The sequence below is a fragment of the Pseudomonas sp. DL genome (assembly GCF_047199225.1).
In the GTDB taxonomy this organism is placed as follows: Bacteria; Pseudomonadota; Gammaproteobacteria; order Pseudomonadales; family Pseudomonadaceae; genus Pseudomonas; species Pseudomonas aeruginosa.
On sequence record NZ_CP178323.1, the window covers coordinates 5254410 to 5268458 of the forward strand.

General features: G+C 65.2%; 13 protein-coding genes. 10 read left to right on the forward strand and 3 right to left on the reverse strand.

What is annotated here, in order from left to right:
- Window position 1 precedes the first annotated feature (1 nt).
- Together pgeF and rluD are read right to left on the reverse strand one after the other, a co-directional pair.
- Entirely contained in the window at window positions 2-730 is a 729-nt protein-coding gene (gene pgeF / locus ACI766_RS24550; RefSeq protein ID WP_003102588.1) for a peptidoglycan editing factor PgeF, read from the reverse strand.
- Window positions 727-1689, reverse strand: coding sequence for a 23S rRNA pseudouridine(1911/1915/1917) synthase RluD (gene rluD, locus ACI766_RS24555; protein WP_412828473.1), 963 nt, complete (start codon window positions 1687-1689; stop codon window positions 727-729). The genes pgeF and rluD overlap by 4 nt, the downstream gene beginning before the upstream one ends.
- 145 nt (window positions 1690-1834) lie before the next feature.
- Between rluD and ACI766_RS24560 the strand changes: the two genes are divergently transcribed.
- From ACI766_RS24560 to pilR, 4 genes are all read left to right on the forward strand, one after another.
- Window positions 1835-2860 (forward strand): outer membrane protein assembly factor BamD, encoded by a 1026-nt coding sequence (locus ACI766_RS24560; protein ID WP_003102590.1) that lies wholly within the window; start codon window positions 1835-1837, stop codon window positions 2858-2860.
- Between the two features lie 156 nt (window positions 2861-3016).
- Window positions 3017-3262: a PP0621 family protein gene (locus ACI766_RS24565; protein ID WP_003102591.1), complete on the forward strand. Its 246-nt coding sequence runs from the start codon at window positions 3017-3019 to the stop codon at window positions 3260-3262.
- Window positions 3252-4844, forward strand: coding sequence for a two-component system sensor histidine kinase PilS (pilS, locus tag ACI766_RS24570; RefSeq protein ID WP_003123394.1), 1593 nt, complete (start codon window positions 3252-3254; stop codon window positions 4842-4844). The genes ACI766_RS24565 and pilS overlap by 11 nt, the downstream gene beginning before the upstream one ends.
- A gap of 14 nt (window positions 4845-4858) precedes the next feature.
- The gene (pilR, locus tag ACI766_RS24575) at window positions 4859-6196 is read left to right on the forward strand and encodes a two-component system response regulator PilR (protein WP_003094694.1); all 1338 of its coding nucleotides are present in this window, start codon (window positions 4859-4861) and stop codon (window positions 6194-6196) included.
- Between the two features lie 45 nt (window positions 6197-6241).
- Here pilR and thiO read toward each other — a convergent pair whose 3' ends face one another.
- The gene (thiO, locus tag ACI766_RS24580) at window positions 6242-7336 is read right to left on the reverse strand and encodes a glycine oxidase ThiO (protein WP_003119424.1); all 1095 of its coding nucleotides are present in this window, start codon (window positions 7334-7336) and stop codon (window positions 6242-6244) included.
- 134 nt (window positions 7337-7470) lie between these two features.
- Between thiO and ACI766_RS24585 the strand changes: the two genes are divergently transcribed.
- The 6 genes from ACI766_RS24585 (at window position 7471) to pilY1 (ending at window position 14048) form a co-directional block, all read left to right on the forward strand.
- A complete protein-coding gene (locus tag ACI766_RS24585) occupies window positions 7471-7980 on the forward strand; it encodes a Tfp pilus assembly protein FimT/FimU (RefSeq protein WP_003102595.1) in 510 nt (169 codons plus the stop codon).
- Between the two features lie 105 nt (window positions 7981-8085).
- Window positions 8086-8592, forward strand: a complete 507-nt coding sequence (locus ACI766_RS24590; RefSeq protein ID WP_003102598.1) for a Tfp pilus assembly protein FimT/FimU — start codon at window positions 8086-8088, stop codon at window positions 8590-8592.
- Window positions 8583-9140, forward strand: coding sequence for a type 4a pilus minor pilin PilV (pilV, locus tag ACI766_RS24595; protein ID WP_003119423.1), 558 nt, complete (start codon window positions 8583-8585; stop codon window positions 9138-9140). The genes ACI766_RS24590 and pilV overlap by 10 nt, the downstream gene beginning before the upstream one ends.
- Window positions 9137-9961, forward strand: coding sequence for a type 4a pilus minor pilin PilW (gene pilW / locus ACI766_RS24600; protein WP_003119422.1), 825 nt, complete (start codon window positions 9137-9139; stop codon window positions 9959-9961). The genes pilV and pilW overlap by 4 nt, the downstream gene beginning before the upstream one ends.
- Window positions 9958-10545 carry a type 4a pilus minor pilin PilX gene (pilX, locus tag ACI766_RS24605; RefSeq protein ID WP_003112826.1) on the forward strand — a complete coding sequence of 196 codons (588 nt, stop codon included), beginning with the start codon at window positions 9958-9960 and terminating at the stop codon, window positions 10543-10545. Before pilW ends, pilX begins: the two co-directional genes overlap by 4 nt.
- An 11-nt stretch (window positions 10546-10556) precedes the next feature.
- On the forward strand, window positions 10557-14048 hold the full coding sequence (gene pilY1 / locus ACI766_RS24610; protein ID WP_003123397.1) for a type 4a pilus biogenesis protein PilY1: 3492 nt from the start codon (window positions 10557-10559) through the stop codon (window positions 14046-14048).
- Window position 14049: the final 1 nt, after the last annotated feature.

Genomic DNA, 14049 nt, shown 5'->3' on the forward strand with positions numbered 1-14049 from the left:
CCTAGTCCTGGAGCCAGACCAGGCTGGCAAAACGGCCGGTACGCGACGAGCGGCGGTAGGAATAGAAGCGCGCGGTATCGCTGAAGGTGCAGAAGCCACCGCCATGCACGGCGGTGACGCCATGGGCGCCCAGGCGGATCCGCGCGAGTCGGTAGATGTCGGCCATGAAGCGGCCCGGATTGGCGCTAGGTACGAAAGCCGAGCGCGCCTCGGCGTGCGCAGCGACGAATGCATCGCGGACCTCGCCGCCGACCTCGAAGGCCTGCGGGCCGATCGCCGGCCCCAGCCAGACCAGCAGTTCGTCGCCGGGCACGCCCAGGCTGTCCACCGTCGCCTCCAGCACGCCCGCCGCCAGCCCGCGCCAGCCGGCATGGGCCGCCGCCACGCGGGTGCCCGAGCGGTCGCAGAACAACGCCGGCAGGCAGTCGGCGGTCATGATCGTACAGGCGACGCCCGGCATCGCGCTCCAGCTGGCGTCGGCCCTGAGCACCCGGCTCGGGTCGGCCTCCACCACCGTCACTCCGTGCACCTGGTCCAACCAGCTCGGCCGGCATTCCAGACGCTCGGTCAGGCGTCGGCGGTTTTCTTCCACGGCGCGCGGATCGTCGTCGACGTGGGCGCCAAGGTTCAGACTGTCGAAGGGTGCCTGGCTGACCCCGCCACTGCGCGTGGTCACGCAGGCCCGCACACGGGCCGGCGCCGGCCAGTCGGGGGTCAGCCAGGCGTTCATCCGACGAACGCCTCGCGATCCTGGCGCAACAGGCTGAGCAGCCAGAGGAAGTCTTCCGGCAGCGGCGACTCCCACTTCATGCGCACGCCGGTGGCCGGGTGATCCAGTTCGAGGAAGCGCGCGTGCAGCGCCTGCCGGGGGAACTCGCGAAGAGTCTGGACCAGGGTCTGGCTGGCCACCGGGGGAATCCTGAAGCGCCCACCGTAGACCGGATCGCCGACCAGGGGATAGCCGATATGGCTCATGTGCACGCGGATCTGGTGGGTACGCCCGGTCTCCAGCTTGACCCGGGTATGGGTGTGCGCACGGAAGCGTTCCAGCACGCGGTAATGGCTGACCGCCACCTTGCCGGCGTCGACCACCGCCATCTTCTGCCGCTGCACGCCATGCCGTCCGATCGGCGCATCGATGGTGCCACCGGAGGTGATCACGCCGATCACGATCGCCTCGTAGATGCGGCTGACCGACCGTGCCTGCAGTTGCGCCACCAGCTTGGTGTGGGCCTCCAGCGTCTTGGCCACCACCATCAGGCCGGTCGTGTCCTTGTCCAGGCGGTGGACGATCCCGGCGCGCGGCACATTGGCGATGTCCGGGACATGGTAGAGCAAGGCATTCAGCAGGGTGCCGTCCTGATGGCCGGCAGCCGGATGGACCACCAGGCCGGCGGGCTTGTCGATCACCAGGATGTGCTCGTCCTCGTAGACGATTTCCAGCTCGATGTCCTGTGCGAGCCACTCGCCCTGGGCTTCCTGCTCGGCCTCCAGGACGAGTTGCACGCCGCTGTGGACGATGTCGCGCGGGCGCAGCACGGCGCCGTCGACGGTCAGGCGTCCGTCCTTGATCCAGCCGGCCAGACGGGAGCGGGAGTGTTCGGGAAAAAGCTGGGCGGCGATCTGGTCGAGACGCTGGCCACCCAGCTCGAACGGCACCTCGGCCGCGCGTTGAATCATATCGGACATGAGTAGGAGACGATGCTCAGCGCGGCTTTTGGAATCGGCTACGCGCTGTGGTTAAATACGGGGTCTTTGTCCCAGGGGGTGCCTGGGGCGCCAATCATAACAGACGGTTGAGGCCAAGCCGACCGTCCCAGGGACGCAAGCCGCCATGCAAGTGAAACACCTGCTGCTGATCGCCATCCTCGCCCTCACCGCAGCCTGCTCCTCGAACAAGGAGACTGTCGACGAGAACCTGAGCGAGAGCCAGCTGTACCAGCAGGCGCAGGACGACCTCAACAACAAGAGCTACAACAGCGCCGTCACCAAGCTGAAAGCCCTCGAATCGCGCTATCCCTTCGGCCGCTACGCCGAGCAGGCCCAGCTCGAGCTGATCTACGCCAACTACAAGAACATGGAGCCCGAAGCCGCCCGCGCCGCCGCCGAACGCTTCATCCGCCTGCATCCGCAGCACCCCAACGTCGACTACGCCTACTACCTCAAGGGCCTGTCCTCCTTCGACCAGGACCGCGGCCTGCTGGCGCGCTTCCTGCCGCTGGACATGACCAAGCGCGACCCGGGTGCCGCCCGCGACTCCTTCAACGAGTTCGCCCAGCTCACCAGCCGCTTCCCCAACAGCCGCTACGCCCCGGACGCCAAGGCGCGCATGGTGTACCTGCGCAACCTGCTGGCGGCCTACGAAGTGCACGTCGGCCACTACTACCTGAAGCGCCAGGCCTATGTCGCCGCCGCCAACCGCGGTCGCTACGTGGTGGAGAACTTCCAGGAAACCCCGGCCGTCGGCGATGGCCTGGCGATCATGGTCGAAGCCTACCGTCGCCTGGGTCTCGACGACCTGGCCAGCACCAGCCTGGAAACCCTCAAGCTCAACTATCCGGATAACGCCAGCCTCAAGGATGGCGAGTTCGTCGCCCGCGAAAGCGAGGCCGACACCCGCTCCTGGCTGGCCAAGGCCACCCTGGGCCTGATCGAAGGCGGCGAGCCGCCGCCGCACATGGAAACCCAGGCCGCCAAGGACGTGATCAAGCAGTACGAGGATGCCGAGCGGGAGATCCCCGCCGAACTGAAGCCGGAAAACCAGGATCACAGCGCCGACGACGAGAAGCCGGAGAGCGATGACGACGAAGACTCCGGCCGCTCCTGGTGGAGCTACATGACCTTCGGTCTCTTCGACTGATCGCACGAAACACCGAAGGGAGGCGCAGGCCTCCCTTCTTTTTGCCCGCCGCCATGCCTCTCCCAGCGCCAAACGCCGCACAGCCTGGACCTTCCCGGCTGGGATCGAGCCGGCGGCTTGGCTAAACTGCAGCTTTCTCCAGCCTCCGAGATCACCATGGGCCTTTTCCGCCTCCTGTTCTGGATCGCCCTGATCGCCATCGCGTTCTGGCTCTGGCGTCGCTTTACCCGTCCCACTCCGCGCCAGCAGCAACGTCCGCAGGACGAGCCGAGCGCATCGCCGATGGTCCGCTGCGCCCATTGCGGCGTCCACGTGCCGCAGGCCAACGCCCTCGCCCACGAACAACGCTGGTATTGCAGCCAGGCGCACCTGCGCCAGGACCAGGGCGACCGTGCGCGCTGAACGGCTACGGCTGAGCGAGGAGCAGGGGCAACGCATCCTCCGTCTGTACCACCTGTACCGCCTGACCATCGGCCTGGTACTGGTCCTGCTGATCTCCAGCGAACTGGAAGATCAGGTCCTCAAGCTCGTCCACCCTGAACTGTTCCATGTCGGCAGTTGGTGCTACCTGGTCTTCAACATCCTGGTCGCGCTGTTCCTGCCGCCGTCACGGCAATTGCTGCCGATCTTCATCCTCGCGCTCACCGACGTGCTGATGCTTTGCGGCCTGTTCTACGCAGGTGGCGGCGTACCCAGCGGCATCGGCAGCCTGCTGGTGGTGGCGGTGGCCATTGCCAACATCCTGCTGCGCGGGCGCATCGGCCTGGTCATCGCGGCGGCGGCCAGCCTCGGTCTGCTCTACCTGACCTTCTTCCTCAGCCTGAGCAGTCCGGACGCCACCAACCACTACGTCCAGGCCGGCGGCCTCGGCACCCTGTGCTTCGCCGCCGCGCTGGTGATCCAGGCCCTGGTGCGGCGCCAGGAGCAGACCGAAACGCTGGCCGAAGAACGCGCCGAGACGGTCGCCAACCTGGAGGAACTCAACGCATTGATCCTGCAGCGCATGCGCACCGGCATCCTTGTGGTCGATAGCCGTCAGGCCATCCTCCTCGCCAACCAGGCCGCCCTCGGCCTGCTCAGGCAGGACGACGTGCAGGGCGCCAGCCTCGGCCGCCACAGCCCGATGCTGATGCACTGCATGAAGCAATGGCGCCTGAATCCCAGCCTCCGTCCGCCGACGCTCAAGGTGGTGCCGGATGGCCCGACGGTGCAACCCAGCTTTATCAGCCTCAACCGCGAAGACGACCAGCACGTGCTGATCTTCCTCGAAGACATTTCGCAGATCGCCCAGCAGGCGCAGCAGATGAAGCTGGCCGGTCTCGGCCGCCTGACCGCCGGCATCGCCCATGAGATCCGCAACCCGCTGGGCGCGATCAGCCACGCCGCCCAACTGCTGCAGGAGTCAGAGGAACTGGATGCCCCGGACCGACGCCTGACGCAGATCATCCAGGACCAGTCGAAGCGGATGAACCTGGTCATCGAGAACGTCCTGCAGCTCTCCCGTCGCCGCCAGGCCGAACCGCAGCAGCTCGACCTGAAGGAGTGGCTTCAGCGGTTCGTCGACGAATACCCCGGCAGGCTGCGCAACGACAGCCAACTGCACCTGCAGCTCGGTGCCGGCGACATCCAGACCCGCATGGACCCACATCAGTTGAACCAGGTGCTGAGCAACCTGGTGCAGAACGGTCTTCGCTACAGCGCCCAGGCGCACGGGCGCGGCCAGGTCTGGCTGAGCCTCGCGCGCGACCCGGAGAGCGACCTGCCGGTGCTGGAAATCATCGACGACGGTCCCGGCGTACCGGCGGACAAACTGAACAACCTGTTCGAACCCTTCTTTACTACAGAAAGCAAAGGCACCGGCCTGGGCCTCTATCTCTCCCGCGAGCTCTGCGAGAGCAACCAGGCACGGATCGACTACCGCAATCGCGAGGAAGGCGGCGGCTGCTTCCGCATCACCTTCGCCCACCCGCGCAAACTCAGCTGACGGAAGCCGCACGCATGAGCCGACAAAAAGCCCTGATCGTCGACGATGAACCGGATATCCGCGAACTGCTGGAAATCACTCTCGGCCGCATGAAGCTGGACACCCGCAGCGCCCGCAACGTCAAGGAAGCCCGCGAGTTGCTGGCCCGCGAGCCGTTCGACCTGTGCCTCACCGACATGCGCCTGCCGGACGGCAGCGGCCTCGATCTGGTCCAGTACATCCAGCAGCGCCATCCACAAACCCCGGTGGCCATGATCACCGCGTACGGCAGCCTGGACACCGCGATCCAGGCGCTCAAGGCCGGTGCCTTCGACTTCCTCACCAAACCGGTCGACCTCGGTCGCTTGCGGGAGCTGGTGGCAACCGCCCTGCGCTTGCGCAACCCGGAAGCCGAGGAAGCGCCGGTGGACAACCGCCTGCTCGGCGAGTCGCCGCCGATGCGCGCCCTGCGCAACCAGATCGGCAAGCTGGCGCGCAGCCAGGCGCCGGTCTACATCAGTGGCGAGTCCGGTAGCGGCAAGGAGCTGGTGGCGCGCCTGATCCACGAGCAGGGGCCACGTATCGAGCGGCCGTTCGTGCCGGTGAACTGCGGCGCGATTCCCTCCGAACTGATGGAAAGCGAGTTCTTCGGCCACAAGAAAGGCAGCTTCACTGGCGCTATCGAAGACAAGCAGGGCCTGTTCCAGGCCGCCAGCGGCGGCACCCTGTTCCTCGACGAAGTCGCCGACCTGCCGATGGCCATGCAGGTCAAACTGCTCCGGGCGATCCAGGAAAAGGCCGTGCGCGCGGTCGGCGGCCAGCAGGAGGTCGCCGTCGACGTGCGCATCCTCTGCGCCACCCACAAGGACCTCGCCGCCGAAGTCGGCGCCGGGCGCTTCCGCCAGGACCTCTACTACCGCCTCAACGTCATCGAGCTGCGCGTACCGCCGCTGCGCGAACGCCGCGAGGACATCCCGCTGCTCGCCGAACGCATCCTCAAGCGCCTGGCCGGCGACACCGGCCTGCCGGCCGCCAGGCTGACCGGCGACGCACAGGAGAAGCTGAAGAACTACCGCTTCCCGGGCAACGTCCGCGAGCTGGAAAACATGCTGGAGCGCGCCTACACCCTGTGCGAAGACGACCAGATCCAGCCTCACGACCTGCGCCTGGCCGATGCGCCGGGTGCCAGCCAGGAAGGCGCCGCGAGCCTGAGCGAAATAGACAACCTCGAGGACTACCTGGAAGACATCGAGCGCAAGCTGATCATGCAGGCGCTCGAGGAGACCCGCTGGAACCGCACCGCCGCGGCCCAGCGCCTGGGCCTGACGTTCCGCTCGATGCGCTACCGCCTGAAAAAGCTGGGCATCGACTGAAAGTGAAAAGGCCTGTCCGAAGACAGGCCTTTTGGTTTTCGCTCCTCAGAGGCGACCAGCCGGGGCGTAGGGGACCGGGTCGATGATCGGTTCCCGCCCGCTCATGAGATCCGCCAGCAGACGGCACGACGCCGGTGCCAGGACCAGCCCGTTGCGGTAGTGCCCGGTATTCAGCCAGAGCCCGTCGAAGCCAGGCACCGGACCGATATAGGGGATGCCTTCGGGAGAGCCCGGGCGCAACCCTGCCCAGTGGGCCACCGGCTGCATGTCCGCCAGTTCCGGCAACAGTTCTGCCGCAGACGCCCTGAGGCTTTCCAGCGCCTCGTCGGTCGGCGTCTTGTCGAAGCCCGAATGTTCCAAGGTGCTGCCGATCAGGATGTGGCCGTCGCGCCGCGGAATCGCGTAGCGCCCCTTGGCCAGCACCATGCGCGGCAGGAAATCCGCCGCGCACTTGTAGAGGATCATCTGCCCTTTCACCGGTACCACGGGCAGTTCCAGGCCAAGCGGCTTCAACAACTCGCCGCTCCAGGCGCCCGCCGCCAGCAGCACCTTGTCGCCACGGATCTCGCCACGCGAGGTCGCCACGCCGAGCACTCGATCGCCGTCGCGCAACCAGCCGCGCACCTCCGTCTGCTCATGCAGTTCGAGATTGGCGAATTGTTGCAGGGATGCCCGCAATGAGCGCGCCAGGCGAGGATTGCGCACATTGGCCACGCCCGACATGTAGACCGCCCGCTGGAAGCCGGCGCCCAGCCCGGGCACCGCCGCGTAGGCCTCCTCGATCGGCACTTCCTTCAACGGCCGGGTGTGCTTGCGTGCCCACTGCAGTGCCTCGGTCTGGTCGTCCAGGTCCAGCCAGTACAGGCCAACGGTATGGACCTCGGGATCGAGCCCGGTCTCGTCGAGCAAACGTTGCCCCAGGGCCGGGTAGAAGTCCTGCGACCAGTGCGCCAGGGCGGTCACCGCCGGGCTGTAGCGCCACGGATAGAGCGGCGAGACGATCCCGCCTCCCGCCCAGGATGCCTCACGCCCACTCTCGCCCCGCTCCACCAGGGTCACCCGCAGTCCGGCGAGCGCCAGCTCCCGGGCGGTCAACAGGCCGATGACGCCAGCGCCCACTACCACAACTCTTTCCGACACCAGGGCCTCCACGATCACACAGGGGTTGCAGAAAAGTCGGTCATACGCCTCATCCCGCAGCTGATTGAGGCAACGGGGAAAATCCGGCGAGATACGACCGTCGCGGAATGATACGAGCAAAAGGACCGCCTGCCATGGTCGAAAGGTCGCAGAGAGCGTTGACGCTCACCGAGCTGCTGTTTGCGCTGGTTCTGCTGGGAATACTGGGAAGCCTGGCGCTGCCCGGGATGGCAGCCTGGCTGGACGGCAATCGCGAGCGAAGTGTGTTGCACGAGCTGAGCGCGAGCATCCAGCTGGGCAGAACCCATGCCGTCGCCTACCAGCGCCCGGTGACGCTCTGTCCGTCGACCGATGGCCGTCACTGCGGCAGCGACTGGGGAGAGGGCTGGCTGCTTGCGGAAGACGGTGGGGAACGGCTTCTCGTGGGACGCGCGCTTGCAAAGAAGGAAAGGCTCCGCTGGAACCGTTCGAACCGCCTCAGGTTCCTCCCCAGCGGCCAGCTCAACATTCACAACGGGCGGTTTCTGCTCTGCGGAAGGCATACCGTTGCCTGGCAACTGATCCTCAACCGGCAGGGCCGGCTCCGTACCGCGAGCGCCAGGGAGAACCGGGAGAAACGTGAGCTATGCAGCACTTCCGGATGATCATGGACCAGTTGTCCTGCCCCACGGGCCGACCGTCAACGACCGCAAGACGCTCCCAGGCCCGTTTGGCATGCTTTCCAGGCGTAGACCCCCTGGAGCAACCGCATGTCATATCGTTCCAACTCGACCGGCTTCACCCTGATCGAGTTGCTGATCATCGTCGTCCTGCTGGCCATCATGGCGAGCTTCGCCATTCCGAACTTCAAGCAGCTGACAGAACGCAACGAACTGCAGAGCGCCGCCGAGGAACTCAATGCGATGCTGCAGTACGCTCGCAGCGAAGCCGTGTCCCAGAGGCGCGCGATCAGCATCCAGGCGCTGAAGGACAAGGACTGGGGCAAGGGCCTGAGCATAGGTGTCCTGGCCTCCGGCTCGATCGCCGCGCCCCTGCGCAAACACGACGGCTTCCGTGCCGCCACGCTGACAGCGAAGGAAAAGAGCGCCGTGGAACATCTGACCTTCACGGCCAACGGTACCCTCGTACCGCCAACGGAACGAACCTTCGCCATCTGCCAGAACGGCAAGACCGACGGGGGCCGCGTGCTGAGCATCAGCCAGGCCGGCCGGATCCAACTCGAACCTTCCTCCAAGGCGCCCCAGTCATGCTATTGAAATCGCGACACAGGTCGCTGCACCAATCCGGCTTCAGCATGATCGAAGTGCTGGTCGCCCTGCTGCTGATCAGCATCGGCGTGCTGGGCATGATCGCCATGCAGGGCAAGACCATCCAGTACACCGCCGACTCGGTCGAGCGCAACAAGGCAGCCATGCTCGGCAGCAACCTGCTGGAAAGCATGCGGGCGAGCCCGAAGGCGCTGTACGACGTCAAGGACCAGATGGCCACGCAATCCGACTTCTTCAAGGCCAAGGGGTCGGCGTTCCCCACCGCGCCGTCCTCCTGCACGCCATTGCCCGACGCGATCAAGGACCGCCTGGGATGCTGGGCGGAACAGGTGAAGAACGAACTGCCAGGCGCTGGCGACCTGCTGAAGAGCGACTACTACATCTGCCGCAGCTCAAAGCCGGGCGACTGCGACGGCAAGGGCTCCATGCTGGAAATCCGCCTTGCCTGGCGCGGCAAGCAAGGCGCCTGCGTCAACGCCGCCGACAGCAGCGCCGACACCTCCCTCTGCTACTACACCCTCAGGGTCGAGCCATGAGCATGAACAACCGCTCCCGACGGCAATCGGGCCTGTCCATGATCGAACTACTGGTGGCCCTCGCCATCAGCAGCTTCCTGATTCTCGGGATTACCCAGATCTACCTGGACAACAAGCGCAACTACCTGTTCCAGCAAGGCCAGGCAGGCAACCAGGAAAACGGACGCTTCGCCATGATGTTCCTGGACCAGCAACTGGCCAAGGTGGGTTTCCGTAGGCGTGCGGACGACCCCAACGAGTTTGCCTTCCCGGCGCAGCAGAAAACCGCCTATTGCGAGGCATTCAAAGCCGGCTCGACCCTGGTGCCCGCCGTGGTCAAGGCCGGCCAGAGCGGATTCTGCTACCGCTATCAACCGGCGCCAGGCGAAGCCTACGACTGCGAAGGCAACTCGATCACCACCCCCAGCGATCCCTTCGCTACCGCCCAGGCCATCACCGCACGCGTTCTGTTCGTTCCCGCGACCGCCGATGTCCCCGGCAGCCTCGCCTGCTCCGCGCAGACAATCAAGGAAAAAGGCCAGGAGATCGTCAGCGGCCTGGTCGACTTCAAGCTCGAGTACGGCGTCGGCCCGACCATGGCCGGCAAACGCGAGGTGGAAAGCTTCGTCGAACAGGCCAACATCGCCGACCGTCCGGTGCGTGCCCTGCGCTACTCCGCGCTGATGGCCAGCGACAAGAACCTGCGCCAGGGCGACAGCAAGACCCTGGACGATTGGATCACGCTCTACCCCTCGTCCAAGACCAGCCTGCAAGGCAACGACAAGGACCGCCTCTACCAGATCGCCAAGGGCAGCCAGACACTCAGGAATCTCGTGCCATGAACAACTTCCCTGCACAACAGCGCGGCGCCACGCTGGTCATCGCCCTGGCGATCCTGGTGATCGTCACCCTGCTGGCGGTCTCGAGCATGCGCGAAGTGGTACTGGAAAGCCGCATCACCGGCAACGTCATCGAACAGACTCGCTTGCAGAACGCCGCCGAGTCCGGACTCCGCGAAGGCGAGCGGCGCTTCGTCAACACCCTGCGTCCGCCGGAGCCCGGCACCGGTTGTACGGCCGACAACGTGGCCCGCCCCTGCCTGCTGGACCTCGCCGCGCTGAACCTGAAGCTGGCGGACACCCACCAGAATCCGGTCGGCGTGCTGAAGGGCATCGCCAATACCTGGATGAGTTACCGCGGCAGCGACATCAGCAGCGCGACCACCGCGGGCACGCTCTACAGCGTGCAGTGGAACAACCTGCCCATTCCCTCGGGCGGCCAGGTCAACGAAGCGGAAAGCCCCGAATACGGCAACCTGATGCGCGGCATCGGCACCTTCTACTACGAGACCAATAGCGTCGCGCGCAACCAGACCAACAGCGAAACCGTCCTGCAGACCGTTCTCGCCCGTCTCTATACCAACTGATCGAGCCTCGCATGAAATCGGTACTCCACCAGATCGGCAAGACCTCGCTGGCAGCCGCGCTCAGCGGCGCCGTCCTGCTCTCCGCCCAGACCACCCACGCCGCCGCCCTGTCGGTCAGCCAGCAGCCGCTGATGCTGATCCAGGGCGTCGCCCCGAACATGCTGGTGACTCTCGACGACTCGGGCAGTATGGCTTATGCCTATGCACCGGATAGCCTGGTCAACAGCCGCAACAACGTCTATTTCGCGTCGAACAGCTACAACCCGATGTACTTCGACCCGAATACCCAGTACAAGCTGCCGAAAAAGGTGACCCTTTCCAATGGCCAGATCCAGGTGCAGGACTATTCCAAGCCCAGCTTCACCGCGGCATGGCGCAACGGTTTCACTCAGGAAGGCCGGGTAAACCTTTCCCGTGACTACAGGCCAACGGTGCAGTACCAGGGCGGATCGGGAGCAGGCACCGAGTCCAGCATCGACTGGTACGGGGCTCCTGCCTTCTACTACCAATACAGCGGGGGCCGCGGTTGCAGCCTCACCACTTCGAGTTGCTACACCCGTGTGGAAATCAGCGGCGCGGCCCAGCAGCAGAACTTCGCCAACTGGTACTCCTTCTATCGTACCCGCGCCCTGGCCACCCAGACCGCCGCTAACCTGGCGTTCTACAGCCTGCCTGAAAACGCCCGGATCAGTTGGCAACTACTGAACAGTTCCTCGTGCCTGATCGGCAGTGGCTCCAGTAACTGTTACAACAACTACCTGAGAGACTTCACCGGGCAACATCGGGTGAACTTCTTCAACTGGCTGGAGAACCTGTCGGTCGGAGGTGGTACTCCGCTGCGTCAGGCCATGACTCGAGCAGGGGAGTTTCTCAAGAAGACCGGCGTCAACGGCCCCTATGCCTATCGACCTGGTACCCAGACCTCGCCGGAATACAGCTGCCGTGGCAGCTATCACATTCTGATGACCGATGGTCTTTGGAACAACGACTCGGCCAGCGTAGGCAATGCCGACAGCACGAGTCGTAGCCTCCCCGATGGCAAGAGCTACAGCAGCCAGACGCCTTACAGGGATGCTGCGTCCAATACCCTGGCCGACCAGGCCTTCCATTACTGGGCCACCGATGCCCGGCCGGATATCGACGACAATATCAAGCCGTACATTCCCTACCCGGACCAGGCCAATCCCTCGGCGGAGTACTGGAATCCGCGCAACGATCCGGCGACCTGGCAGCACATGGTGACCTATACCCTGGGCCTGGGCCTGACCACCAGCCTCACCAGCCCGAAGTGGGAGGGTTCCACCTACTCCGGCGGCTATGACGAAATCGCCGCCGGGCGCCTCAGCTGGCCGAACGCTTCGAATAACCATAGCAACAACGTCTATGACCTGTGGCACGCCGCAGTGAACTCCCGGGGCGAGTTCTTCAGCGCCGACTCGCCGGACCAACTGGTCGCGGCCTTCCAGGACATCCTCAACCGAATTTCGGGCAAGGACCTGCCGGCATCCCGCCCCGCCATCAGCTCGTCCCTGCAGGAAGACGACACTGGCGACAAGCTGACCCGCTTCGCCTACCAGACCAGCTTCGCCAGCGACAAGAACTGGGCTGGCGACCTGACCCGCTACAGCCTGACCACCCAGGACAAGGCCACCGTGCAGACCAAGCTGTGGAGCGCGCAGAGTATCCTCGACGCGATGCCCAACGGTGGAGCTGGCCGCAAGATCATGATGGCCGGATCCGGTACCTCGGGCCTCAAGGAGTTCACCTGGGGCAGCCTCAGCGCCGACCAGCAGCGGCAGTTGAACCGCGATCCGGACCGCAACGATGTCGCCGACACCAAGGGCCAGGACCGAGTGGCCTTCCTGCGTGGCGATCGCAGCAAGGAGAACAGCGACAACTTCCGCACCCGCAACTCGATCCTCGGCGATATCATCAACTCCTCGCCGGCGACGGTCGGCAAGGCCCAGTACCTGACCTACCTGGCCCAGCCGATCGAGCCCAGCGGCAACTACTCCACGTTCGCAGAAGCACAGAAAACCCGTGCCCCGCGGGTATACGTCGGCGCCAACGACGGCATGCTGCACGGTTTCGATACCGACGGTAACGAGACCTTCGCCTTCATCCCAAGCGCGGTCTTCGAGAAGCTCCACAAGTTGACCGCCCGCGGCTACCAGGGCGGCGCCCACCAGTTCTACGTCGACGGCTCGCCGGTGGTCGCCGACGCCTTCTTCGGCGGCGCCTGGCATACCGTGCTGATCGGCAGCCTGCGCGCCGGCGGCAAGGGTCTGTTCGCCCTCGACGTGACCGACCCCGCCAACATCAAGCTGCTCTGGGAAATCGGCGTGGACCAGGAGCCCGACCTTGGCTACAGCTTCCCCAAACCCACGGTCGCCCGGCTGCACAACGGCAAGTGGGCCGTGGTCACCGGAAACGGTTATTCCAGCCTGAACGACAAGGCCGCGCTGCTGATCATCGACCTGGAGACCGGGGCCATCACCCGCAAACTGGAAGTCACCGGCAGGACCGGCGTACCCAACGGTCTATCCAGCCCTCGCCTGGCAGACAACAACAGCGACGGCGTAGCCGACTACGCCTACGCCGGCGACCTGCAAGGCAACCTCTGGCGCTTCGACCTGATCGCCGGCAAGGTCAACCAGGACGATCCGTTCAGCCGAGCCAACGACGGCCCGGCGGTGGCCTCGAGCTTCAGGGTGTCTTTCGGTGGCCAGCCGCTCTATTCGGCGGTCGACTCCGCCGGCGCGGCGCAAGCGATCACCGCCGCGCCCTCACTGGTTCGCCATCCGACACGCAAGGGCTACATCGTGATCTTCGGTACCGGCAAGTATTTCGAGAACGCCGACGCCCGGGCCGATACCAGCCGCGCCCAGACGCTCTACGGCATCTGGGACCAGCAAACCAAGGGCGAAGCCGCGGGCAGCACACCCCGACTGACGCGCGGCAACCTGCAGCAGCAGACCCTGGACCTCCAGGCCGACTCGACCTTTGCCTCGACCGCTCGCACCATTCGCATCGCCAGTCAGAACCCGGTCAACTGGCTGAACAATGACGGCAGCACCAAGCAGTCCGGCTGGTATCTGGACTTCATGGTCAACGGCACCCTGAAGGGCGAGATGCTGATCGAGGACATGATCGCCATCGGCCAGGTGGTGCTGCTGCAAACCATCACCCCGAACGATGACCCCTGTGCCGACGGCGCCAGCAACTGGACCTATGGCCTCGATCCCTATACCGGCGGTCGCACCAGCTTCACCGTGTTCGACCTGGCACGCCAGGGCGTCGTGGACTCGAAATCCGACTACAGCTACAACAAGCAGAACGTCGCGGTATCCGGTACCGAGCAGAAAGGCCTGGGAGGCTTGACGCTGAGCACCAACGAACAGGGCAATCCGGAAGTCTGCTCCTCGGGCGAATGCCTGACCGTGAACCCCGGTCCGAACACCCGTGGCCGCCAGAACTGGCGCCCCATCGAAGGAAAGAACTGAT

What these genes read in the sequence shown, in the direction of transcription:
- pgeF (WP_003102588.1), bottom strand. Translation starts at nt 730, where the DNA reads ATGAACGCCTGGCTGACCCCCGACTGGCCGGCGCCGGCCCGTGTGCGG.
- rluD (WP_412828473.1), bottom strand. Translation starts at nt 1,689, where the DNA reads ATGTCCGATATGATTCAACGCGCGGCCGAGGTGCCGTTCGAGCTGGGT.
- ACI766_RS24560 (WP_003102590.1), top strand. Translation starts at nt 1,835, where the DNA reads ATGCAAGTGAAACACCTGCTGCTGATCGCCATCCTCGCCCTCACCGCA.
- ACI766_RS24565 (WP_003102591.1), top strand. Translation starts at nt 3,017, where the DNA reads ATGGGCCTTTTCCGCCTCCTGTTCTGGATCGCCCTGATCGCCATCGCG.
- pilR (WP_003094694.1), top strand. Translation starts at nt 4,859, where the DNA reads ATGAGCCGACAAAAAGCCCTGATCGTCGACGATGAACCGGATATCCGC.
- ACI766_RS24585 (WP_003102595.1), top strand. Translation starts at nt 7,471, where the DNA reads ATGGTCGAAAGGTCGCAGAGAGCGTTGACGCTCACCGAGCTGCTGTTT.
- ACI766_RS24590 (WP_003102598.1), top strand. Translation starts at nt 8,086, where the DNA reads ATGTCATATCGTTCCAACTCGACCGGCTTCACCCTGATCGAGTTGCTG.
- pilV (WP_003119423.1), top strand. Translation starts at nt 8,583, where the DNA reads ATGCTATTGAAATCGCGACACAGGTCGCTGCACCAATCCGGCTTCAGC.
- pilW (WP_003119422.1), top strand. Translation starts at nt 9,137, where the DNA reads ATGAGCATGAACAACCGCTCCCGACGGCAATCGGGCCTGTCCATGATC.
- pilX (WP_003112826.1), top strand. Translation starts at nt 9,958, where the DNA reads ATGAACAACTTCCCTGCACAACAGCGCGGCGCCACGCTGGTCATCGCC.
- pilY1 (WP_003123397.1), top strand. Translation starts at nt 10,557, where the DNA reads ATGAAATCGGTACTCCACCAGATCGGCAAGACCTCGCTGGCAGCCGCG.